This window comes from Amycolatopsis vastitatis, assembly GCF_002234595.1.
Taxonomy (GTDB): Bacteria; Actinomycetota; Actinomycetes; order Mycobacteriales; family Pseudonocardiaceae; genus Amycolatopsis; species Amycolatopsis vastitatis.
In genome coordinates this window covers 305753-327303 of record NZ_NMUL01000023.1, presented here as the reverse complement: position 1 = coordinate 327303, position 21551 = coordinate 305753, and the positions used below count along the sequence as shown (strand labels likewise).

Genomic DNA, 21551 nt, shown 5'->3' with positions numbered 1-21551 from the left:
CGCCATGCGAGCTGTGGTGATGGAGGAGTTCCGCGTCCCGCCCGTGGTGCGGGACGTGCCGGAGCCGGTGGCCGCCCCGGGTGGCGCGGTGATCGAGGTCAACGCCACCGGTGTGTGCCGCAGCGACTGGCACACGTGGCAGGGCCACGACACCGCGGTGAAGCTGCCGCACGTCGCCGGGCACGAGCTCGCCGGCCGGATCGTCGCGCTCGGCGAGGGCGTGCGTGGCTGGGAACTCGGCGCGCGCGTCACCGTGCCGTTCGTCTGCGCCTGCGGGTCCTGCGCCCAGTGCGCCCGCGGCGACCAGCAGATCTGCGACCGCGAGTTCCAGCCCGGCGCGACGCACTGGGGGTCGTTCGCCGAGCGCGTCGCGATCGAGCACGCCGAGACGAACCTGGTGGCCCTGCCGGACTCGCTCGGCGCGGCCGAAGCCGCGGCGCTGGGCTGCCGGTTCGGCACGGCGTTCCGCGCGGTGCTGCGGCAGGGCCGCGTCACCGCGGGGCAGTGGGTGTCGGTGTACGGCTGCGGCGGCGTCGGGATCTCCGCGGTGCTGCTGGCCGTCGCGGCGGGCGCGAAGGTCGTCGCCGTCGACGTCTCGCCGTCCGCGCTCCGGCTCGCCGCGAAGTCGGGGGCCGCGCTGACCGTCGACGCTTCGGCGTTCGACGGCCCGGAAGCCGTCGCCGCGCACGTACGGGAGCTGACCGCCGGCGGCACGCACGTTTCGCTCGACTGCCTCGGCTCGCCGTCGACGTGCGCCGCGTCGGTCGGCAGCCTCCGCAAGCGCGGCCGGCACGTCCAGGCGGGCTTGATGCCGCCTGCGCAGGGCGTCGCGCCGATCCCGATGCACCGGGTCGTCGGCGGCGAGCTGGAACTGGTCGGGATCCACGGGCTGCAGGCCCACGAGTACCCCGAGCTGCTGCGCGTCGTCGAGACGGCCGGGATCGACCTTGCCGCGCTGATCGGCCGCCAGATCGGGCTGGACGACGTCCCGGCGGCGCTGGCCGCGATGAACGACCCCGTTCCGGCCCAAGCCGGCGTCACTGTCGTGACTTTCCGTGACTGACCGGCGGCGCCGTGGTCAAGAGACCCGTTTGTAGCTGATCCTCGCTGGCATGTGACATTCAGGTGTGGGAATGTCGAACGGTGGTGGCCCAAGGCGAGGGGATTCGGCCGCAGGAGCGTCCCGCTGGTCTGTTGGGACGGCTCCTGCGGCTGTTCGGGACTGCGGATGTCACGTTCCGCGGTCACCACGTCGTGCCCTCGACGGTGACCCACCGTGTGCGCCGGGAGTCTCCGGCACAATCGAGGTGATGGACGCTCTTCTCCCGCGCCCGCGCGCCGAGATCGCGCCCGGCGCGGTGCATCTGCCCGGCTGGCTCGGCTTCGACGAACAGCGCGAGCTCGTCGCGGCCTGCCGCGGCTGGTCCGGCTACCGCCACACCCGGCTGCCGAACGGCGGCGTGATGTCGGTGAAATCCGTCTGCCTCGGCTGGCACTGGTACCCGTACGGCTACTCGCGTACGACCGCGGAGGGGACGCCGGTGCTGCCGTTCCCGGACTGGCTCGGCGACCTCGGCCGCCGCGCGCTGGCGGCCGCGTACGGCGAGCCGTCCGAGACGTACGCGCCGGACATCGCGCTGGTCAACTTCTACGACGCCACCGCGAAGATGGGGCTGCACCAGGACAAGGACGAGCGCAGCCTCGAGCCGGTGGTGTCGTTCAGCCTCGGCGACGCCTGCGTGTTCCGCTTCGGCAACACCAAAACCCGCGGCCGCCCGTACACCGACGTCGAACTGCGTTCGGGTGACGTGTTCGTCTTCGGCGGCCCGTCCCGGCTCGCCTACCACGGCGTACCGAAGACGCTGCCGGGCACGGCGGACCCGGCGCTGGGCCTCGACGGGCGGCTCAACATCACGCTCCGGGTGTCGGGGTTGTAGCTTCTAGTCCTCTGTGGACTCGTCTTCCTCCGGCACCACGATGAACCGGACGGCCACCGATCGCGAGCCTTCGGGGTGCTGCCCCGGCTCGGTGGCGTACTTCCACACCAGGTTCTGGTACTCCTCGACGAACGACGTGACCTGCTCCTTCGTCAGGTGCAGCCCGGCGCGGTAGATCTGGTTCCAGCCCTCGGAGTTCTCGTAGCCCGCGTAGGCCCGCGTGACCAGGCCCAGGTCGTGGCTCATCTTGAGGGTGCCGAGCTTGAGCATCGCCTCGCGCTCGTCCGGCGCCAGGTCGAGGCCGGGCGGGGTGTAGATGTCCTTCGAGCGCGACTTCCACCAGCGCTCGCGGCCGTCCCCGCGGTCCTCGAGCTCCTCGATCAGGTCCAGGTCGGCGAGCTTGCGGAGGTGGTAGCTGGTCGTCCCGGTGCTCTCGCGGAGCGCCTTCGCGACGCTCGTCGAGTTCGCTTCGCCGTGTTTGCCCAGGTAGGACAGGATGTCGCGGCGCACCGGGTTGGCCAGCGCCTTGTAGAAGGCCTTGAGGTCAGCGCCGGTGAGCACGCGTTTTTCGGGACGTTCGACCATGCGTCGAGCCTACTACAGAGATTGTTTGCAAAGAACCTCTGCAATCGCTACCTTGGGTCGGGAGAGAACTCGGGGGTTCGCATGAAGAAGCTCTTCTGGGCGGCGGGGTTGTGCCTGCTGCCGTGGATCGCGGTACTCGGGCTGACGCTGCCGGACGTCGTGGCGGCGCAGCACTGGCGGCTGGCCTGGACCGGCTTCGACGCCGCGGAGGCCGTCGGCCTGCTGCTCACCGCCTGGCTGCTGGGCCGCGGCGACGCGCGGACGCCGCTGGTCGCGACGGCCACGGCGACGCTGCTGCTGACCGACGCCTGGTTCGACGTCGTCACGGCCGGCGACGACGTGGTGTTTTCGCTGCTCATGGCCGGTCTGGAGGTGCCGCTGGCGCTGGCGTGCCTGTCGGTCGCCGTGCCGCGGCCGGTGCCGGCGCATGTCTGAGCTGGACGCGCGGCTGCGCGACGAGATCGACGACCAGGTCGCCGAGGCTCTGGACGCCTACCTCGCGGAGTGGCGGCCGCGCCGGCCGCGGCGCGCAGGGCCGGTGGTGGTGACGGTGGCACTGGGGGTCGTCACCACCACGCTCGCGCCCGGTGCGGCCTGGGCGGCGTGGCTCGCGATCGCGGCCACCAACGTCGCCTGGCTGGTGGTCGTGAGTGTTTGGGCAGGTTAGAGAACCCGCCCAAACACTCACGACGCGGGACGGAAGCGTACGGTCTGGCCCGGCCGCAGCTGGGCCGCCAGGTCGAGGTCGTCCTCCTCGACGACCGCGATCACCGGGTAGCCGCCGGTCGTCGGGTGGTCGGCGTGGAACAGGATCGGCCGGCCCGACGGCGGCACCTGCAGCGATCCCGGCACGCACGCCTCCGACGGCAGCTCGTCGTGACGCACTCGCGAAAGCGCCGGTCCGGTGAGCCGGATGCCGACGCGGTCCGAATCCGGGGACACGGTGTACACCGTGGACAGCAGTTCGTCCGGGTCGGTGAACCAGTCGCGCCGCGGACCTGGTGTCACGCGCAGCACCGGCGCGTCCGGCAAGGCCGCCCGGGGCGCGAGGTCCACCGCCGGGAAGGCGCGCGGGGCCGGGCCGACCGGCAGCAGCATCCCGGCCGTCACCGGCGGCGGCCCCAGCTTCCCGAGCGTGTCGGTCGCCCGGGAGCCGAGCACCGGCGGTACGTCGATCCCGCCGCGCACCGCGACGTAACAGCGCAGCCCGGAAACGGCCGTGCCGAGCGCGAGTTCTTCTCCGGGCCACAACGTGATCGGCCCGTTCGGGCCGCCCTTCGAGAGCGGGCAGGAAGCGCCGGTGACCGCCACCGTCGTCAGGGCCGACGCGCGCAGCACCAGCCCGCCGAGCGTGACCTCCAGGGCCGCGGCCCCGGCCGGGTTCCCGACGAGCCGGTTGGCCAGCCGGAACGACTCGCGGTCGGCCGCGCCGGACCGGCCGACGCCGAGCGCCGCGTGGCCCGGGCGGCCGAGATCCTGCACCGTCGTCGAGAACCCCGGCCGGACCACCTCGAGCTTCACGGCGTCACCGCCTCGAAGCGGACCTTCGTGCCCGGCGGCAGCAGGTTGGGCGGGTCGCGCTCGACGTCCCACACCGGCACGTCCGTCCGGCCCAGCAGCCGCCAGCCGCCGGGGGACGCGCTGGGGTAGACCGCGCTGTACTCGCCCGCGATCGCGACCGAGCCGGGCGGGATGCGGGTGCGCGGCGACGACCGGCGTGACACGTGCAGCAGCGGATCCGACCCCGCCAGGTACGCGAACCCCGGCGCGAAGCCGCAGAACGCCGAGACATAAGCACCCGCGGTGTGCCGCGCGATCACTTCGGGGGCCCCGAGTCCCGTCTCCTCGGCGACGTCGGCCAGGTCTTCGCCGTCGTAGACCACCGGGATCACCACCTCGCCCGCTTCCGACGCCGCACTGTCCACAGGCGACACTTGACGCAGCAGGGCGCCCAGGCGGTCCGCGTCGGTCACCGAAGGGTCGAAGCGGACCAGCAGCGTGCGGGCCGCCGGGACCAGTTCGAGCAAGCCGTCCGGCGGCGACTGCGTCAGGGCCGCCTGGAACCCCAGCACATCGTCGGATTCCACCAGCACCGCGCGCCGCCCGCACGGCAGCAGCCGGACGGTCATCCGGTGAACGCGGTGAGCGGGACGTCCGCGGCGGCGAGGCCGTCGCGGATCCGGCGGGCGAGCTCGACCGCACCCGGCGTGTCCCCGTGCACGCACAGGGAATCCGGGCGCAGGTCGAGCTTGCCGCCGTCGGCCGTCACGACCCCGCCGCCGGTCGCCATCGCCACCGCCCGTTCGGCGACGGCCGACGCGTCGTGCAGGACCGCGCCCGGCTGTTTCCGCGAGACGAGCCGGCCTTCCGCGGTGTACGCCCGGTCCGCGAACGCCTCCGCGTACGCGACGACACCGGCCTTTTCCGCTTCCCGCTGCATTTCCGAGTCCGGGAGGCAGAGCAGCGCGAGCGCGGGGTCGTACCGGCGCAGGCCGTCGACGATCGCCGCCGCCTGCTCCGGGTCGGCCGCCGCGGTGTTGTACAGCGCGCCGTGCGGCTTCACGTACGTCACCTGGCTGCCTGCCGCCCTGGCGAACGCGTCGAGCGCGCCGATCTGGTAAAGCACTTCGTCGGCCAGCGCGTCCGGCGCGATGTCGAGCGCGCGCCTGCCGAAGCCGGCCAGGTCGCGGTAGCCGACGTGCGCGCCGATCGCGACGTCGCGCTCGGCCGCCAGCTCGCACACCCGCCGCATCACCGACGGGTCTCCGGCGTGGAAGCCGCACGCGACGTTCGCGCTGGTCACGATGTCGAGCATGGCTTCGTCGTCGCCCATCTTCCAGGCGCCGAAGCCCTCGCCGAGGTCGCTGTTCAGGTCCATTTCAGCCCACCCGGTATTCGCTGTCGTGCCGATCGGTGATGAACATGTACCCCGGTGCGTGGGTGATCGCAAAGGGAGGCCGCGACGCCATCAGCGCCGCCTGCGGCGTGACCCCGCAGGCCCAGAACACCGGGACGTCACCGGGTTCGGCGTCCACCGGGTCCCCGAAGTCGGGCCGGGCCAGGTCGTCGATGCCCAGCGCACGCGGGTCGCCGATGTGCACCGGGGCGCCGTGCACGGCCGGCATCGCCCGGGTGATCCGGATGGCGTCGTCGACGCGGTCCTCCGGGATCTGGCGCATCGACACCACCATCGGCCCGAACAGCCGCCCGGCGGGCTCGCACTGCCGGTTCGTCACGTACATCGCGACGTTGCGGCCCTGGTCGACGTGCCGCAGCGGAATGCCCTCGGCGGCCAGCGCCGTCTCGAACGTGAAGCTGCAGCCGATGGAGAAGGCGACCATGTCGCTGCGCCACAGGCCGGTCGCGTCGGTCACTTCGCCGGCGAGCACGCCGTTCTGCCAGATCCGGTAGCGCGGCAGGTCGGTGCGCAGGTCCGCGCCCTCGGCGAGCCGGGTGGCCGGGTCGCCGGCGTCGGTGACGTCGAGCAGCGGGCACGGCTGCGGGTTGCGGGTGCAGAACAGCAGGACGTCGTAGGCCCAGTCCTCGGGCACGGCGATCAGGTTGGTCTGGGTGAAGCCGCCGGCCCAGCCCGTCGTGGGGTGGGCGTTGCCGCGGCGGAACACCGCGCGCGCCTGGGCCGGCGTGAAGGTGGCCGGCTGGTCGAAGGTCGTCATGGTTCCCCCTCAATCAACGAGTTCGATGCCCCGGGTCTCCGGCAGGCCGAGCAGCGCGAGGACCGCGATGCCGTAACCGAGCGCGCCGAACACGATCGCGCCGCCCGCGCCGAGGAAACCCACGACGGTCGGGAAGATCGCCCCGACCGCGCGCCCGAAGTTGTACGTGAAGCCCTGCCCGGTCCCGCGCAGCGCGGTCGGGTACAGCTCGGCGAGGAACGCGCCGAACCCGCTGAAGATCGCGGACATCGAGAAGCCCAGCGGGAAGCCGAGCACCAGCACGAGCCCGTTGGCACCCGTGGGGATCTGCGTGTACGCGACGATCAGCGCGGCCGAGAGCAGCGCGAAGGTCAGGAAGGTCTTCTTGCGCCCCAGCAGGTCGGTCAGGTAGCCGCCGCAGATGTACCCCACGAAGGCGCCGGTGATGAGGAAGGCGAGGTAGCCGCCGGTGCCGATCACGGTCAGCTCGCGCGTCTTCTTCAGGTAGGACGGCAGCCACGTCGAGATCGTGTAGTACCCGCCCTGGACGCCGGTGGCCAGCAGCGCGGCGAAGAACGTCGTGCGCAGGAGATCGCCCTTGAAGATCTGGACGAGGGTGCCCTTCGGGCGTTCGGTCTTCAGGCGCTCTTCGGCGCGCGGGGCGTCTTTGACGCTCTTGCGGACCCACAGCACCAGCAGCGCCGGGATGACGCCGGTCCAGAACATGATCCGCCAGGCCACGGCGTCGCTCGCGACGCTGAACACCACGGTGTAGACGATCACCGACAGGCCCCAGCCCACTGCCCACGCGCTCTGCACGAACGCCACGGTCCGGCCACGGTACTTCGCCTGCGAGTACTCCGCGACCAGTGCCGCGCCGGCCGCCCACTCGCCACCGAAGCCCAGGCCCTGCAGCGCGCGGAAGATCAGCAGCGTCTCGAAGTTGGGCGCGAACCCGCAGAGCACGGTGAAGATCGTGTACATCGCGATGGTGATCTGCAGCGTCCGGACGCGGCCGATCCGGTCGGCCAGCATGCCGGCCCCGACCCCGCCGACGGCCGACACGACCAGCGTCGTCGTGCCGAGCAGGCCGGCTTCACCGCTCGAGATGCCGAAGTACGCGGTGATCGCGGCCAGGCCGAGCGGCAGGGTCTGGTAGTCGAACGAGTCCAGGCCGTACCCGCCGAACGCGCCCACGAAGGCGCGGCGGCCACGTTTTCCCAGCGTGCGGAACCAGTCGAACGGCCGGGCCTCGGTAGCGGTAGTGGCAGTCATGGGGCACCTCCTGGCCAGTGTCTCTCATCGTGGCGTGCCTCACACGGTAGAGATTGTTGAACAATTCCACAAGACGGCAATTGGATCGTCCCCTGTGTGGCGGGTACCCTGGGTCACGTGGTCATCGAAGACAGCGGCGTCACGGGCCTGGAGGCCGATCGCGGCCTGGTCACCCGCCAGAGCACGGCCGAGCGGGTCGCCGGCGTCCTCCGCAAGCGCATCGCGGAGGGCTTCTTCCTGCCGGGCGGCCGGCTGTCGGAGCAGGACATCGGCAACGCGCTCGGCGTCTCGCGCAACACGCTGCGCGAGGCGTTCCGGCTCCTCACTCACGAGCGGCTGCTCGCCCACGAGCTGAACCGCGGGGTCTTCGTCCGCATCCCGAGCGTCGAGGACGTCGTCGACATCTACCGGGTGCGCAAGATCATCGAGTGCGCGGCGGTCCGCGGAGTCACGGCCAAGCCGGCGACGTTCTCGAGGATCCGCGAGAAGGTGGAGATCGGCGACGAAGCCGCCCGCACCGGCAACTGGAAGGACCTCGGCACGGCGAACGTCTGGTTCCACCAGGAGCTGGCGGCGCTCTCCGGCAGCGAGCGGGTCAACGAGCTGGTCGGAAGGCTGACCGCGGAGCTGCGGCTGGTGTTCCACATCATGGCCGAGCCACGCAGGTTCCACGAGAGGTACCTGCCGCGAAACCACGAAATCCTGGACCGCCTCGAAGCCGGCGACGGGCCGGGGGCGGAGCAACTGCTGATGAAGTACCTCGAGGACGCGGAGGAGCAGCTGGTAGCGGCTTACGCGGACCGCGCCGCCGCGGCCCGGGCGGCCATCGCGGGTGAGTAGGCCGAGCGGCCCTCTTCCGCAGGGGTGGTGACGCTTCGCCGGCCGGCGACTCGCTCGAGGTCATGAACGAGTCGTTCATGACCTCTGACGACAGGAAAGAGTCGTTCACGACATTGCGGACCCGTCCGTAGGCGGACTGCGCCGGAACCCCGCCCTCCCGGAGTCGGCCGGCGGCGCTCGGCCCGGTGCACTGGTCCGCGCCTCTTGCGCGTTCGGGCACGCTTGACGGCCGGACGGGCCGAGCACCAGCCCGTCTCGATCGCCGCTGGATAACCTCGATGCGGTTCCGCCGCCGGGACCCCCAGCGGCAGGCGGACCACGCTGCCGGGTCGCCGCCTCCCCCAGTGCCGCGGCCCGGCAGCCCCGGATCAGCCGGCGTAGTGGGCGAAGATCCTCGTGAAGTCCCACGCCTGCTGGGAAACGCCGGAACAGGTGTCGTTGTTCGGGTACCCGGCCGGGCACGGGCGGTCCCGGTTCGCCGACCAGAACGTCAGCCGGGCCAGGTGGTGCGTGTTCGCGTAGCCCAGGATGGTGGTGAAGTCGTCGAGCGTCACCGTCTCGCTGTTGTCGGTGATGCCGTTCATCGACGAAATACCCATGTGCCGGTAGGCCGTGTCGTCGTCGTAGCCATAGGCCGACTTGACGACATTCTTCAGCCCCTCGGCCGCCCGCTGCGTCAGCGTGCCCATGTTCTGGCCCGCGCCGCCGAAGTCGAACGGCATGATCACCCAGCCGTCGACCGTGAGGCCTGCCTGAGCCGCCCGGTTGACCAGGCTGTTGTCGGGACCCGACTGGCCGGTACCGAACGTGACGTAGATCTTGATGCCCGGGTTGTTCGCCCGGACCGTCTTCAGCGCGTCGACCGTGCGCTGCTGCACCGTCGCGTTGCTGTAGGCGTCGGCCTCGATGTCGATGTCGATCGCCTTGAGGCCGTACGCGTTGATCACCTTCTGGTAGCCCGCCGCCAGCTCGCCCGCGCTGCCGCACGACGACTCCAGCTTGTTGCCGGAGTAGCCGCCGAACGACGGGATCACGTCGCCGCCGCCCGCGCGGACGGTGTTGATCGTGTTCTGGTCGACGCCGCCGGTCAGCGCCCGGCCGCCGTCCCACTGGGGGTTGCAGTAGCCGTTGGACAGGATGAACGCCAGCGTGAACCACTTGACGCCGGTCGCGCTCATGATCGTCGCCGGGTTCGGCGGGTCGCCCCAGCCGTTGTAGAGGTACGGCGCGACGGCCATCGCGCCGGGCGGTGGCGTCGTGCCGCCGCTGGGCAGCGTCCACTGCTGGTTGGCCGTGCTCGCGCACGTCCAGATCTGCAGCCGTGTCCCGTTGGCGCTCGAATTGCCGGTCGCGTCGAGGCACTTGCCCGACCCGGTGTCGACCAGGTTCTTCGCCGAGTTGGCCGTCCACTTCTGGGCGTTCGAGCCGTTGCAGTCCCACAGCTGGATCTGCGTGCCGTTCGCCGTGCCCGCGCTCGTCACGTCGAGGCACTTGCCCAGCGCCTGGAGGGATCCGTCGCTCCCGGCCGTCCACTGTTGAGCGTTGGTGCCGTTGCAGTCGTAGAGCTGGATCGCGGTGCCGTTGGCGCTGCTCGCGCCGGCCACGTCGACGCACTTGCCGCCGAGGCCGGTGATCGGCCCGGTCGCCGCCTGCGCGACACCCGGGGCGAGCACCATCGCCGATGCGGCGACGAGTGCGCTCAAAGTCGCTGTCATCTTCATGCGGGCACGTTCCACTTCTGGTTGGCGGCGCCGGTGCAGGTCCAGATCTGCAGCCGGGTGCCGTTGGCGCTGGAGTTGCCGGTCGCGTCGACGCACTTGTTCGAGCCCGCGCCGACGATGTCCCGGGCCGCGGTGGCCGCCCACCGCTGGTTGGCGGTACCGCCGCAGTCCCAGAGCTGGAGCTGTGCTCCGTCCGCTGTGGACTGCCCGGTGACGTCGAGGCACTTGCCGAGCGCTTTCAGGGTTCCATCGGTGCCGACTGTCCACTGTTGCGCGTTCGACCCGTTGCAGTCGTAGAGCTGGACCGCGGTGCCGTTGGTGCTGCTCGCGCCCGCGACGTCGACGCACTTGCCGCCGAGGCCGGTGATCGGGCCGGTCTTACCGCCGCCTGAACCTTGGTCGCCGTTCCAGGTGAAAGTCGCCGACGTGTGACCGGGCAGGGCGTAGGTGAACGACGAATTCCCCCAGTTCACCCGCACGCTCTGGCTGCCGGTACCGGAGTTGTACGCGATCAGCGCCTTCGATCCGTCGGGGTTCTTCCAGGCGACGTTCCGCACGGTCGAGTTGTCGTTCGAGTCGATCCGGTAGGCGCCCGGCTTCACGAACTTCGTCAGGTGGCCCATCGTGTAGTACTCGACGGTGTAGTCGACCTGCCCGCTGCGCGAGTCTCCGTTGTGGACGGTGATCAGGCCGGTGCACTTGTCGCAGCCGCCGTTGTGCGGGCCCATGTTCTGGTCGACGCCGAGGCTCCACTTAACGAAGCTCTTCGACCAGTTCCGGGTGTAGTCCACGATGTTGTTCATGTCCTCGGCCTGCTGGTTCGAGATCCAGGTACCGCCGGAGTGCTCGGTGGAGTAGGCGTTGACGTTCGGGTATTGATTGTGGACGGTCGTCTGCTGCGCGATGTCGCCGCCGTAGCCGTGCCACGCGACGCCGCCGAAGTTCGGGTGCGTGCGGATCGCCGCGTCGTCCATCGTCGGTGCGCCGTAGGAAGCGTAGGTGTCCCAGTTCCAGTCGAGCGCCAAGACCTTGGTGGACAGTCCGGCGTTCTGCAGGGCGGGAAGCAGGTTGTTCTTCGCGAAGTAGGCCAGGCCGGCGCCGTTCCAGTTGGTCGACGGGTAACTGGAACAGCACGTCGGCTCGTTCTGCATCGAGACGTAGTCGATCGGCACACCCGCGGCCTGGTAGGCCTGGAGGTATTTGACGAAGTACTGCGCGTAGGCCGGGTAGTACTGCGATTCGACCCAGCCCAGCAGGTAGCTGTCGTTGTCCTTCATCCACGGCGGCGCGCTCCACGGCGACGCCATCACCTTGGCCTGCGGGTTGAGCTGCTTGGCCTGCTTGGTCAGCGGCAGCACGTCGGCCTGGTCGTGCGCGATGGAGAAGTGCGTCAGGTTCGGGTCGGTCTGGCCGGCGGGCATGTCGTCGAAGGTGTAGCTGTAGCGGGCCAGGTCGGACGCGCCGAGCGGGTTGCGGATGAAGCTCAGGCCGATGCCGCTGTTCGGGTCGAAAAGCTTGCGCATGGTGTCGTCGCGAGTGGCTTGCGAAAGCGCGCCGCTCGAGTTCATCAGCCACGCGGCGGTGTCCGTAAAGGACGCTCCGCCGCCTTCGAACTGCTGGTACGTGGTGTTTTCGTTGACGTTGACGGTCACACCGCCGGTACCCGTGCCCGCGGCGAACGTGATCGGCGCCTGCTGCTGGAGACCGCGGGTGACCTGACGGCCGCCGGAGTCGCTGGTGGTCGTGAGCCAGACGTTGACCGTTTCGCCGGCGGCTTGTGCCGGGGCGGCGAACGTCGCCGCGGTGAGCGCGGTGACGCCGACCAGGGTGAGCAGTTTTCTCATGGGAGCGTCCACTTCTGGTTCGCGCCGGACCCGCAGGTCCAGATCTGCAGCCGAGTACCGTTGGCGCTGGAGTTGCCGGTCGCGTCGAGGCACTTGCCGGAGCCGGTGTTGACGAGGTTCCGCGATCCGTTGGCCGTCCACTTCTGGGCGTTGCTCCCGTTGCAGTCCCAGAGCTGGGCCGGAGTTCCGTTCGCCGTGCCCGCGCTGGCGACGTCGAGGCACTTGCCGAGCGCGCGGATCGTGCCGTCCGTCCCGACTGTCCACTGTTGAGCGCTCGTGCCGTTGCAGTCGTAGAGCTGGACCGCGGTGCCGTTGGCGTTGTTCGCGCCCGCGACGTCGACGCACTTGCCGCCGATGCCGGTGATCTGCCCGGCGTTTTGCGCGGGCGGCGGGGTCGTGCCGCCCGCGAACTGCGTCGCGACCTGTTCGCCGAGGCTGACGGCGTTGGTGTGGCTTTCGATCGGGTTGACGCGGGTGTTCGGGAAGACGATGTACGTCACCGGGCCCTCGGTGCCGCCGTTCTTCGGGTCGGGATTGATGCCGAGGTTGACGGCGGTGGCGTAGGACGCCTCGCCGATGATGCTCGTCGGGCCGGTGTCGCCGACGACCGCGTAGGTGACTTGGTTGTTGTAGATCACCGCCACCACCGAACCGCCGTCGATGCCGTAATTGCGATAGTCCCATGTGGACGTCGGTTGCGGCAGCACGATGTACGGCAATTGTGCCGCGTTGAGCGGCTGGTCGGTCGAAGTATGGAAAGCGGTATCCGGATAGAAGCAACAGTCGGTGTTCTCGTTGCACTGGGTCGTCCGGACGCCGTCACAATCGACGTCCATGTCGGCCGTGAAGAACACCGCGCCGTTGGCCTGGCAGACGGGTACGGTGGCCGCGCCACCTTCGTCGAAGGAATACTTCCCGTTCGAGATCTGCTGGCAGTTCTGCGTCTTGGCGAGAAGCTGGCTCGCGGACGGACCGGCTTCGGCCGCCGCCTGGGCAGAGCCGGTCGTCAGAGAGGAAAGCGCTAACAGGGCACACCCCATTAGCGCGACGATAATTCGCCGCACTGAAACTCCTTGTGGGAAGGGGGTCGTGAGTGCGTAACAGTGTTAGAACACTGTTACGCACTCACGAGGGTGGGTCAGGGCGTGGTCCACTTCTGGTTCGCGCCGCCGCCGCAGGTCCAGATCTGCAGGCGGGTGCCGTTCGCGCTCGAATTGCCGGTGGCGTCGAGGCACTTGTTCGCGTTGGGATTCACGATGTCTCTCGCCCCGGTCACGACCCATTGCTGGGCGCCGGTGCTGTTGCAGTCGTAGAGCTGCACCGGTGTCCCGTCCGCTGTGCCCGCGCCCGAGACGTCCATGCACTTGCCGAGCGCGCGGATCGTGCCGTCGGTGCCGACGGTCCAGTTCTGCGCGGCGTTGCCGTTGCAGTCGGTGATCTGGATCGGCGTGCCGTTGGCGGTGTTCGCGCCGGCGACGTCGACGCACTTCCCGCCGATGCCGGTGATGGTGCCGGTCCGGCCGCTGCCGCCGCTGGAGGTGTCGGTGACGTGCACGTAGTCGACGACCAGCTGCTGCGGGAACTGCGTGCTGCTGTTGGGATCGCCGGGCCAGTACCCGCCGACGGCGAGGTTGAGGATGAGGAAGAAGTTGTGGTCGTACACCCAGCGGTTGCCGTTCAGGTCGGACGGCGTGCGAGTCTCGTAGAGGTTCCCGTCGACGTACCACTTGATCTGGTTGGGGGCCCAGTCGATGGCGTAGGTGTGGAAGTCGTCGGAGAAGTTCGGACCGTTGTAGGCCGCGCCGATGCCGCCGGAGCCGGAATAGCCCGGCCCGTGAATGGTGCCGTGCACGGTGTTCGGCTCGAACCCGACGTTCTCCATGATGTCGATTTCGCCGTCGGTGGGCCAGTTGCCGCCGCCGAGCATCCAGAAGGCCGGCCACATGCCTTGCCCTCGCGGGAGTTTCATGCGCGTCTCGAAGTGGCCGTAGGCCTGGCTGAACCGGCCGGCGGTGTTCATCCGCGCGGAGGTGTACTCGCAGCGGCCGTACCAGCAGTTGTAGTTGCCGGGATTCTCTTTCTTGGCGGTGATGACGAGGTGGCCCTGGCCGTCGAGCTGGGCGTTGTTGGTGCCGGAGGTGTAGTACTGCCGCTCGTGGTTGTTGACGTTGTCACCGGTTTCGAGCTGCCACTTCGACCCGTCGACCGCGGCGCCGGCGGGGCCGTTGAAGTCATCGGTGAAGGTGGCCGCGGCGGCGGCCGGGACGGGGTTGACGATCTGCTGCCCGAGGAGGAGCAGCGAACAGGCGGCGAAGAGTGCCGCCCAGCGGTTCTTTTTCGAGGTGGACATCATTGTCGCCTCTCTCACCGTGGGGACCGGCGTTCCGCGCGCAGCACGGAACGCGGGGAGGGGGAGGTGGCCTCGCGTGCCGGGGCGGCGGCAGGCGTGGCCGTGCGTGTGCTCGCCGGGGCCCGCGCGACGGTGCACGGGCGGCAGCGTGATCCGGGTGCCTTTGTTGTGCCTGGCAACAAAGTATGCATGGTCCAGACAAGCCGGGCAACACTCCGGCGGTCATTTTTTTTCAACTCGAATTAAGGGTGTGTGGGTGGCTGGTCCGGGGTCGGTTCGAGTTCCCGCTCAGCGGTGCATCGGCGCGCCGGCGGGCATGATCCGGACGGGTGCTCGCCGAAGTTGTCCACAGCCTTGCCGAGTTGTGGATGGCTCTGTCTTGGCGCCGGTTTTTGTGGCTCTTTTGTCGGTGGGTGTCGATACGCTGGAGCGGGGATGGACCCCCTGGGAGGGTGGGTCCTGCTTGGCGAGGTGATGTGCTGCCGGGCGTGACGTGCTGCCGGGCGTGGTGCGCTGCCGAGTTTGGTGCGCCCGCCAGGGCCGGTGCGGTGCCGAGGTGGTGCAGCGTCAGGGCAGGGCTTTGAGGCGAAGGAGGTCGTGATGGCGCACGACAAGCCCGCACCGCCGCCAGGAACGCTCGCTGCCGCGCTGGCGCTGCTGGCCGGTGCCGTCGGTGGGGCGGTCATGGCCGTCCGGCAGACCGATGCCCTCTACCTCGTCTGCGGCGTCGTCATCTTCGCGGGCGGGGCGTTCCTCGGCGGTGGCCTCCTCTACGCCTGGTTCAAGGGTCGCCGGTAGTCACGCCGCGTCGGAGTCCGGGGCTCCCGGCTTCGCGATCCGGGGCGTCGCCCCCTGCTCCAGCAGGTCCGCCACCGGCAGCGTTGCCGCGCCGGTCGCCACCGCGTCCAGGCCCAGCGAACCCAGCTGGATCGACGTCTGGCTGAACGGGTGCCTCAGTGCGTGCTCTCCCGCGGCCGAGCGGATCCGCGGCAGCAGCTGCTCGCCCAGTGCCAGCCCAGCCCAGCCGCCGATCACGATGCGCTCCGGGTTGAACAAGTTGATCAAGTTCGCGATGCCCGCGCCCAGGTAGCCCGCCGTTTCGTCGAGTACCCGGGCCGCCGTCTTCGATTTCGAAGCCGAAGCCAACAGTGCCGCGAACTGGGCCTGCTCGTCCTCGCCCGCGATCTCCTTGCCGCGCGCTCGGCGATACCTCGCCAGGACCCCGCCCGCGCCGATGTACGCCTCCAGGCACCCGCGCGCGCCGCAGCGGCACTCCTGGCCGCCGTACGCGATCGTCGTGTGGCCCCACTCGCCCGCGCTGCTCGTCGAGCCGCGGTAGGTCGTTCCGTCCGTCACCACCGCCGCGCCGACGCCCGAGCCGATCAGCGCTATCACCGCGTGACGCGCTCCGCGGCCGGCGCCGAACCACATCTCCGCCTGGCCCTGGGTCTTCGCGCCGTTGTCCACGAACAACGGCAGACCCACTCCGGCGTCCTGCAACAGCGAGGTGAACGGCACCGCGTCCCAGCCGACCGTGGGGGCGTGGACCAGCACCCGCGCCCCCTGCTCGACCGTGCCCGGTACGCCGATGCCGACGCCGAGCACGCTCGATTCGTCGATGCCCGCGCTCGCGAACACCTCCTGCAGGCCGGACGCCACCTGCTCGACCGCGGTCGCCGCGTCGGGGGCCTTCGGCAGCGGGTGCTCGACCGTCGCGAGCCGGTTCATCGCCAGGTCGAACAGCTCGACCTTGACGCCCGTTTCGCCGATGTCGACGCCCGCGACGTGCCCGTACGCCGGGTCCACGCGCAGCAGCACCCGGGGACGGCCGCCGTCCGATTCGACCTGGCCCGCTTCGGTGATCAGGCGTTCTTCGCCCAGTTCGGCCGTCACGTTGCTCACCGTGGCGGCGCTCAATCCGGTGAGCTGGCTGAGTTCGTGCCGCGACAGCGGGCCGTCGAAGTACAGTTTCGACAGCAGCAGGGAACGGTTGTGCCGCCGCAGATCACGGACGGTGGTGCGCTTGCTCGCCATGGGCAACCCATCTGAACTCTTACCGGCTCTGGTGACAGGATGCCTGATCACCTTAAGTTGTGGCTATGTATTAAGTAGTGAACTAAGTTCCGAACCAGCGCGCGTCTGGCACAATCCTCCTGGTGACCCAGGTGGTGCGCCAGACGACCAGAGACCTCCGGCGGCACAACCGCGCGGCGCTCCTCTCCTCCCTCTACCTCCGCGGCCCGGTCAGCAGACTGGAACTGGTAGCTGAATCGGGACTATCGGCCGCCACCGTTACCAACGTCGTCTCCGAGCTCATCGCCGAGGGTGTCGTCGCCGAGGCCGGATCGGTCGAATCGGACGGCGGACGGCCGCGGACGCTGCTGGCCGTGCGGCCGGACTTCGGGCACGTCGTCGGCGTCGACGTCAGCGAGACGCACGTCGAGGTCGGTCTGTTCGACTGCGCTCTCGGCACGCTCGGGACGGTGCGCCACCCGCTCGTCGGCACCCGGCTCGACCCGGACGAAGTGGCCGGGCTGGTGCGCACCGGCATCGCCGAAGTGCTCGAGGACGGTGACCCGGACGCGGTGTTCGGCGTCGGCATCGGGGTGCCCGGCGCGGTCCGCGACGGCGGGATCGTGCACGCGCCCACCCTCGGCTGGCGCGGCGTGAACTTCGCCGACCTCATCCACCCGCACATCGAAGCGCTGTGTCCTTCGGGGCCGAGCCCCGAACCCCAGCAGGGGGGCAAGCCCCCCTGGACCCCCCGAACGATGCCGGTGCACCTGGACAACCGCGCTCGCACCCTGGGCCAGGCCGAGATGTGGCGTGGCGCCGGCCGGGGCGCCGGGCGCGCCATCGTCGCCCTGCTCGGCGTCGGAGTCGGGGCGGCCGTCGCGACGGCGGGCCGGTCGCACCCCGGCATCACGACCAGCGAGTGGGGCCACACCGTGGTCAAGGCGGCCGGAGCGGCGTGCCGGTGCGGCTCGCACGGCTGTCTGGAGGCCTACGTCGGCATCGAGGCGGTCGTCCGGGAATACGCCGGCCGCGTCGGCAAGGAACCGGTCATCGGGGACGAAAGTGACGCCGAACTGGCCCGGATCGTGGCCGAAGCGGCGGAGGGCGGCCCGGCCGCCGACGTGCTCGCCGAGACCGGCGAATACCTCGGCATCGGCATCGCCAACCTGATCAACCTGCTCACCCCCGACCGGGTGGTGCTTTCCGGCTCGGCCGGAGCCATCATGGGACCGGCGATCCTGCCCACGGTGCGCGACGCCGTCGACCGGCACGCGCTCGACTACCTGGCTGAGCGCACCGAGGTCGTCCTCGGCGCGCTCGGGCCCGAGGCCGTCGCGCTCGGCGCGGCGACCTTGCCCATCGCCGAGCTGCTGGCGAACGGCGGACGGACCGGCTGAAACCCTTGCGGTGCAAGGACTGCGTCCAGCAATAGGTCCAGACCGCCCATTCTTTCAGTACTTAAACTTAGGTAGAAAACGTTACCGCCGTGTTATTGACGTGACCGGAGTCACCCGGGTTGACTTCGGGACGTCGTTCGGTCGCCGGCGGTCGGGGCTCGCTACCAGTCGACAGCAAGCAGTCGTCGATGACCAGGAGGAACGGATGCGAGTCAAGCGCTCCATCGTCGCAGCGCTAGTAGCCGTGACCGCCTTGAGCGGTCTCACCGCGTGCGGGGGCGGCAGCTCGAACGCCGCCCAGGGCAACCCGGACGCCGTGCTGAGCGTCGGCAAGCCCGACGGCCCGCAGGCGGAGAACAACAACCCGTTCCTGGAGACGTCCGCCCTGTCGAACATGGGCTACCGGTGGATGATCTACGAGCCCCTGGTCATGCTCAACCGCGTCAAGCCGCAGGAGCCGGGCAAGCCGTGGCTGGCCACGAAGTGGGACTGGTCGGACAACTACAAGAAGCTGGTCCTGACCGTCCGTGACAACGTGAAGTTCTCCGACGGCCAGCCGATGACCGGCGAGGACGTCGCCTACACCTTCCAGCTGCTGCGCGACAACAAGGCGCTGAACGTCGACGCCGTGCCGTACAAGGACATCACCGCGGCCGGCAACCAGGTGACGCTGGGCTTCGACAACTCGCAGTTCGTCAACCAGGTCAAGATCCTCCAGACGCTGGTCGTGCCGAAGCACGTCTGGCAGGGCATCAAGGACCCGGCGCTCGACCTCGTGAAGAACCCGATCGGCACCGGGCCGTACACGCTCAAGTCGGCCACCCCGCAGACGATGATCGTCACGCGGCGCGACAGCGGCTACTGGCAGGAAGCGCCGAAGGTCAAGGAGATCCGCTACACCTCCTACACCGACAACAACGCGCAGGTCAACGCGCTGGTCAACGGGGCTTCCGAGTGGAGCTTCGTGTTCATCCCGAACTACAAGGCCGTCTACACCAACAAGGACCCGCAGCACTACAAGCTGTGGTTCCCCGCGCAGCTGGCCGTCCACGGCTTGTGGTTCAACACCGAAAAGGCGCCCTGGAACGACGCGAAGCTGCGTCAGGCGGTCAACAAGGTGATCAACCGCGACGACATCTTCAACCAGGGCGAGGCCGGCTACTTCTACCCGAAGAACGACCAGGTCACCGGCATCCCCACCCCGGCGGGCGACCCGTTCATCGCGCCGCAGTACAAAGGACAGTCGGTCCAGGTCGACGTCCCGGGTGCGAAGTCGCTGCTGACCGGTGCGGGCTACAAGTTCACCGGCGACAAGCTGGCCGACCCGAGCGGCAAGCCGGTCACCCTCAAGCTCACCGTCCCGTCGGGCTGGTCGGACTACATCACCGACCTCGAGATCATCAAGGACAACCTGGCGCAGATCGGCATCACCGCCACGGTCGACAAGATGAACCAGGACGCGTGGATGAAGTCGGTCGACACCGGTGACTTCGAGGGCCTGATGCACTGGACCAACGACGGCCAGACGCCGTACGACATGTACCGCGACGTTATGGACGGCAACCGCTACAAGCCGACCGGCCAGGGTGGCATCAACGGCAACTACGGCCGCTACAAGAACGACGAGGCGACCAAGGCGCTCGAGACGTACGCGAACGCCGAGGACGACGCCGCCCGTACCGCGGCGATGGCGACGCTGCAGAAGATCATGATCGAGCAGCAGCCGATGGTCCCCACGTCGGCGGCCAACTCCGGCGGCGAGTACAGCACGAAGAACTGGGTCGGCTGGCCGGACGAGGCCAACCCGTACGGCCCGGCCCAGCCGACCCTGCGCAACGCGCTCGACATCGTCCTGCACCTGAAGCCCGCGGCCTGATCGATGGCGGAATCAGTGGCGACGAAGGACCCCTCCGACCCCACCGCCGTCGGGTCGGAGGGGGCCCTCCCCGTGGTCCTGGAGGCAACGGGCCTCACGAAGCACTTTCCCGTCCGACGGCGTGGGCGTGCCGCACTGACCGGGCCGCGGCGCGGTATCCAGGCCGTAGACGACGTGACCTTGACGCTCCGGCGCGGCCGCGTCACCGCGTTGGTCGGCGAGTCCGGCTCGGGCAAGTCGACGGTCGCACGGCTGCTCGCGGGCCTCTACCCGCGCACCGGCGGCGAGATCCGGCTGCACGGCGAGACCGTGAACGTCAAGCACGGCAAGGCGTTCCGCGCTTACGCCCGCCGGGTCCAGATGATCTTCCAGGACCCGTTCGCGTCGCTGAACCCGGTGCACACCGTGCGCTACCACCTGACGCGGGCACTGAAGATCCACGGCCGGGCGGGTGACGACCTCGAGAAGTCGCTGCACGAGCTGCTTTCCCGCGTCCAGCTGACCCCGCCCGGGCGCTACATCGACAAGTTCCCGCACGAGCTGTCCGGCGGACAGCGCCAGCGCGTCGCGATCGCGCGGGCCCTCGGCGCCGACCCGAAGGCGCTGCTGGCCGACGAACCGGTGTCCATGTTGGACGTCTCCATCCGGCTCGGCGTGCTGAACCTGCTGCGGGACCTCAAGGAGCGCCTGCACCTGGCGATCCTGTACATCACGCACGACATCGCGTCCGCCCGCTACTTCGCCGACGAGACGATGGTGATGTACGCGGGCCGGATGGTCGAGGGCGGCGACAGCGAGACCATCACGCAGCGGCCGGCGCACCCCTACACCCGGCTGCTCATCGAATCCGCCCCCGACCCGGACCGGATCGCGGGCGGCGGCGAACCCGGAGAGACGCCGGCCGAACGCGGGTCCGGTGAACCGCCGAGCCTGCTCGACCCGCCGCCCGGCTGCCGGTTCCACCCGCGCTGCCCGGTTGTGATGGAGCGCTGCAAGACCGACCTGCCACCGCGGTTCGACGTCGGCGACGCGCCCGGGCACTGGGCCGCGTGCTGGCTCTACGACGGAGCCGCCCGATGAGGTTCCTGCTGCAGCGGCTGGCCTTCTACGTCTTCACGGCCTGGGCCGCCGTCACCATCAACTTCTTCATCCCGCGGCTGATCCCGGGCGACCCGGTGCAGTCGCTGATCGCCAAGAACCAGGGCATGATCAGCGCGGAAGCGATGCAGTCGCTGTACGTCCTGTTCGGACTCGACAAGAACGAAAGCCTGATCTCCCAGTACTTCGACTACTGGGGCCAGCTCTTCCGCGGCGACCTCGGGATCTCGTTCACGTTCTTCCCGACGCCGGTGTCGGACCTGCTCACCGACAGTCTGCCGTGGACGATCATCCTGGTCGGCATCACCACGATCGTCGGCTTCGCGATCGGCACCGGGCTCGGCGTGGTCGCCGGCTGGAAGCGCGGCTCGTGGGTCGACGGCCTGCTGCCGGTGACGACGTTCCTCTCGTCGATCCCGTACTTCTGGCTCGGCCTGATCGCGCTGACGCTGCTGGCCGGCCCGGGCAGCTTCTTCCCGTCGTCCGGCGGCTACGACCCGGGTACGGTGCCCGGCTGGGACGCCGGATTCATCGGCAGCGCGATCCAGCACAGCCTGCTGCCCGCGCTGACCATCCTGATCAGCTCGATGGGCAGCTGGATCCTCGGCATGCGCAACATGATGGTCACGGTCGCGTCGGAGGACTACGTCACCGTCGCGCACGCCAAGGGCCTGCCGGAACGCCGGGTGATGGTCGGGTACGCCGCGCGGAACGCGCTGCTGCCGAGCGTGTCCGGGTTCGCGCTGGCGCTGGGCTTCATCGTCGGCGGCACGTTGCTGGTGGAGATCGTCTTCTCCTACCCGGGCGTCGGCTACCAGCTGTTCCAGGCCGTCGGCTCGCAGGACTACCCACTGATGCAGGGCATCTTCCTGATCATCACGCTCTCGGTGCTGGTGGCGAACCTGTTCGCCGACGTCGCCTACCTGGCGCTCGACCCGCGCACCCGGAAGGAGGGCTGA

The 21551-nt window shown here is 69.6% G+C and carries 21 protein-coding genes; 10 read left to right on the top strand and 11 right to left on the bottom strand.

Annotated elements, in window-relative coordinates; genetic code table 11:
• Positions 1-4 precede the first annotated feature (4 nt).
• Together CF165_RS24270 and CF165_RS24265 are read left to right on the top strand one after the other, a co-directional pair.
• Positions 5-1063 carry an alcohol dehydrogenase catalytic domain-containing protein gene (locus tag CF165_RS24270; RefSeq protein WP_205660953.1) on the top strand — a complete coding sequence of 353 codons (1059 nt, stop codon included), beginning with the start codon at positions 5-7 and terminating at the stop codon, positions 1061-1063.
• Positions 1064-1310: 247 nt separating this feature from the next.
• Positions 1311-1937 (top strand): alpha-ketoglutarate-dependent dioxygenase AlkB family protein, encoded by a 627-nt coding sequence (locus tag CF165_RS24265; protein WP_205660952.1) that lies wholly within the window; start codon positions 1311-1313, stop codon positions 1935-1937.
• Between the two features lie 3 nt (positions 1938-1940).
• Here CF165_RS24265 and CF165_RS24260 read toward each other — a convergent pair whose 3' ends face one another.
• Positions 1941-2522 carry an ArsR/SmtB family transcription factor gene (locus tag CF165_RS24260; protein WP_093949835.1) on the bottom strand — a complete coding sequence of 194 codons (582 nt, stop codon included), beginning with the start codon at positions 2520-2522 and terminating at the stop codon, positions 1941-1943.
• Between the two features lie 81 nt (positions 2523-2603).
• Here CF165_RS24260 and CF165_RS24255 point away from each other — a divergent pair, with 81 nt between their 5' ends.
• Together CF165_RS24255 and CF165_RS24250 are read left to right on the top strand one after the other, a co-directional pair.
• On the top strand, positions 2604-2957 hold the full coding sequence (locus CF165_RS24255; RefSeq protein ID WP_093949834.1) for a hypothetical protein: 354 nt from the start codon (positions 2604-2606) through the stop codon (positions 2955-2957).
• Positions 2950-3189 (top strand): hypothetical protein, encoded by a 240-nt coding sequence (locus CF165_RS24250; protein ID WP_093949833.1) that lies wholly within the window; start codon positions 2950-2952, stop codon positions 3187-3189. The genes CF165_RS24255 and CF165_RS24250 overlap by 8 nt, the downstream gene beginning before the upstream one ends.
• Positions 3190-3206: 17 nt before the next feature.
• Here CF165_RS24250 and CF165_RS24245 read toward each other — a convergent pair whose 3' ends face one another.
• The 5 genes from CF165_RS24245 to CF165_RS24225 are packed head-to-tail and all read right to left on the bottom strand — an operon-like array spanning position 3207 to position 7450.
• A complete protein-coding gene (locus CF165_RS24245; protein ID WP_093949832.1) occupies positions 3207-4043 on the bottom strand; it encodes a 5-oxoprolinase subunit C family protein in 837 nt (278 codons plus the stop codon).
• On the bottom strand, positions 4040-4651 hold the full coding sequence (locus CF165_RS24240) for a 5-oxoprolinase subunit B family protein (protein ID WP_093949831.1): 612 nt from the start codon (positions 4649-4651) through the stop codon (positions 4040-4042). The genes CF165_RS24245 and CF165_RS24240 overlap by 4 nt, the downstream gene beginning before the upstream one ends.
• On the bottom strand, positions 4648-5400 hold the full coding sequence (locus CF165_RS24235) for a LamB/YcsF family protein (protein WP_093949830.1): 753 nt from the start codon (positions 5398-5400) through the stop codon (positions 4648-4650). Before CF165_RS24235 ends, CF165_RS24240 begins: the two co-directional genes overlap by 4 nt.
• Before the next feature lies 1 nt (position 5401).
• Positions 5402-6196, bottom strand: a complete 795-nt coding sequence (locus tag CF165_RS24230) for a putative hydro-lyase (RefSeq protein WP_093949829.1) — start codon at positions 6194-6196, stop codon at positions 5402-5404.
• Positions 6197-6205: 9 nt separating this feature from the next.
• Entirely contained in the window at positions 6206-7450 is a 1245-nt protein-coding gene (locus tag CF165_RS24225; protein WP_093949828.1) for an MFS transporter, read from the bottom strand.
• A 117-nt stretch (positions 7451-7567) separates the two neighbouring features.
• Between CF165_RS24225 and CF165_RS24220 the strand changes: the two genes are divergently transcribed.
• Positions 7568-8290 carry a GntR family transcriptional regulator gene (locus CF165_RS24220; RefSeq protein WP_093949827.1) on the top strand — a complete coding sequence of 241 codons (723 nt, stop codon included), beginning with the start codon at positions 7568-7570 and terminating at the stop codon, positions 8288-8290.
• 368 nt (positions 8291-8658) lie between these two features.
• Here the strand turns inward: CF165_RS24220 and CF165_RS24215 are convergent, their stop codons facing one another.
• The 4 genes from CF165_RS24215 to CF165_RS24200 form a co-directional block, all read right to left on the bottom strand.
• Positions 8659-10011: a chitinase gene (locus CF165_RS24215; RefSeq protein WP_093949826.1), complete on the bottom strand. Its 1353-nt coding sequence runs from the start codon at positions 10009-10011 to the stop codon at positions 8659-8661.
• Positions 10008-11855, bottom strand: coding sequence for a ricin-type beta-trefoil lectin domain protein (locus CF165_RS24210; RefSeq protein WP_240521760.1), 1848 nt, complete (start codon positions 11853-11855; stop codon positions 10008-10010). Before CF165_RS24210 ends, CF165_RS24215 begins: the two co-directional genes overlap by 4 nt.
• Positions 11852-12895 carry a glycoside hydrolase family 75 protein gene (locus CF165_RS24205; protein ID WP_240521759.1) on the bottom strand — a complete coding sequence of 348 codons (1044 nt, stop codon included), beginning with the start codon at positions 12893-12895 and terminating at the stop codon, positions 11852-11854. The genes CF165_RS24210 and CF165_RS24205 overlap by 4 nt, the downstream gene beginning before the upstream one ends.
• A gap of 98 nt (positions 12896-12993) precedes the next feature.
• Entirely contained in the window at positions 12994-14205 is a 1212-nt protein-coding gene (locus CF165_RS24200) for a glycoside hydrolase family 16 protein (protein ID WP_093949941.1), read from the bottom strand.
• A gap of 600 nt (positions 14206-14805) precedes the next feature.
• Between CF165_RS24200 and CF165_RS24195 the strand changes: the two genes are divergently transcribed.
• Positions 14806-15003, top strand: coding sequence for a hypothetical protein (locus tag CF165_RS24195; RefSeq protein WP_093949825.1), 198 nt, complete (start codon positions 14806-14808; stop codon positions 15001-15003).
• Here CF165_RS24195 and CF165_RS24190 read toward each other — a convergent pair whose 3' ends face one another.
• On the bottom strand, positions 15004-16239 hold the full coding sequence (locus CF165_RS24190) for an ROK family transcriptional regulator (RefSeq protein ID WP_093949824.1): 1236 nt from the start codon (positions 16237-16239) through the stop codon (positions 15004-15006). It lies immediately after the preceding gene.
• Between the two features lie 122 nt (positions 16240-16361).
• Between CF165_RS24190 and CF165_RS24185 the strand changes: the two genes are divergently transcribed.
• The 4 genes from CF165_RS24185 to CF165_RS24170 all read left to right on the top strand — a co-directional run bounded on the left by CF165_RS24185 (position 16362) and on the right by CF165_RS24170 (position 21551).
• Positions 16362-17618: an ROK family transcriptional regulator gene (locus tag CF165_RS24185; RefSeq protein ID WP_093949823.1), complete on the top strand. Its 1257-nt coding sequence runs from the start codon at positions 16362-16364 to the stop codon at positions 17616-17618.
• A gap of 205 nt (positions 17619-17823) precedes the next feature.
• Positions 17824-19494 carry an ABC transporter substrate-binding protein gene (locus tag CF165_RS24180; RefSeq protein WP_167441551.1) on the top strand — a complete coding sequence of 557 codons (1671 nt, stop codon included), beginning with the start codon at positions 17824-17826 and terminating at the stop codon, positions 19492-19494.
• Between the two features lie 3 nt (positions 19495-19497).
• Positions 19498-20574, top strand: coding sequence for an ABC transporter ATP-binding protein (locus CF165_RS24175; RefSeq protein ID WP_093949822.1), 1077 nt, complete (start codon positions 19498-19500; stop codon positions 20572-20574).
• Entirely contained in the window at positions 20571-21551 is a 981-nt protein-coding gene (locus CF165_RS24170; RefSeq protein WP_093949821.1) for an ABC transporter permease, read from the top strand. The genes CF165_RS24175 and CF165_RS24170 overlap by 4 nt, the downstream gene beginning before the upstream one ends.

Bases quoted from the DNA above. Each gene is read 5' to 3' on its own strand.
- CF165_RS24270 (WP_205660953.1), top strand. From the start codon at position 5: ATGCGAGCTGTGGTGATGGAGGAGTTCCGCGTCCCGCCCGTGGTGCGG.
- CF165_RS24265 (WP_205660952.1), top strand. From the start codon at position 1,311: ATGGACGCTCTTCTCCCGCGCCCGCGCGCCGAGATCGCGCCCGGCGCG.
- CF165_RS24260 (WP_093949835.1), bottom strand. From the start codon at position 2,522: ATGGTCGAACGTCCCGAAAAACGCGTGCTCACCGGCGCTGACCTCAAG.
- CF165_RS24255 (WP_093949834.1), top strand. From the start codon at position 2,604: ATGAAGAAGCTCTTCTGGGCGGCGGGGTTGTGCCTGCTGCCGTGGATC.
- CF165_RS24250 (WP_093949833.1), top strand. From the start codon at position 2,950: ATGTCTGAGCTGGACGCGCGGCTGCGCGACGAGATCGACGACCAGGTC.
- CF165_RS24240 (WP_093949831.1), bottom strand. From the start codon at position 4,651: ATGACCGTCCGGCTGCTGCCGTGCGGGCGGCGCGCGGTGCTGGTGGAA.
- CF165_RS24235 (WP_093949830.1), bottom strand. From the start codon at position 5,400: ATGGACCTGAACAGCGACCTCGGCGAGGGCTTCGGCGCCTGGAAGATG.
- CF165_RS24230 (WP_093949829.1), bottom strand. From the start codon at position 6,196: ATGACGACCTTCGACCAGCCGGCCACCTTCACGCCGGCCCAGGCGCGC.
- CF165_RS24225 (WP_093949828.1), bottom strand. From the start codon at position 7,450: ATGACTGCCACTACCGCTACCGAGGCCCGGCCGTTCGACTGGTTCCGC.
- CF165_RS24215 (WP_093949826.1), bottom strand. From the start codon at position 10,011: ATGAAGATGACAGCGACTTTGAGCGCACTCGTCGCCGCATCGGCGATG.
- CF165_RS24210 (WP_240521760.1), bottom strand. From the start codon at position 11,855: ATGAGAAAACTGCTCACCCTGGTCGGCGTCACCGCGCTCACCGCGGCG.
- CF165_RS24205 (WP_240521759.1), bottom strand. From the start codon at position 12,895: ATGGGGTGTGCCCTGTTAGCGCTTTCCTCTCTGACGACCGGCTCTGCC.
- CF165_RS24200 (WP_093949941.1), bottom strand. From the start codon at position 14,205: ATGTCCACCTCGAAAAAGAACCGCTGGGCGGCACTCTTCGCCGCCTGT.
- CF165_RS24195 (WP_093949825.1), top strand. From the start codon at position 14,806: ATGGCGCACGACAAGCCCGCACCGCCGCCAGGAACGCTCGCTGCCGCG.
- CF165_RS24190 (WP_093949824.1), bottom strand. From the start codon at position 16,239: ATGGCGAGCAAGCGCACCACCGTCCGTGATCTGCGGCGGCACAACCGT.
- CF165_RS24180 (WP_167441551.1), top strand. From the start codon at position 17,824: ATGCGAGTCAAGCGCTCCATCGTCGCAGCGCTAGTAGCCGTGACCGCC.
- CF165_RS24175 (WP_093949822.1), top strand. From the start codon at position 19,498: ATGGCGGAATCAGTGGCGACGAAGGACCCCTCCGACCCCACCGCCGTC.
- CF165_RS24170 (WP_093949821.1), top strand. From the start codon at position 20,571: ATGAGGTTCCTGCTGCAGCGGCTGGCCTTCTACGTCTTCACGGCCTGG.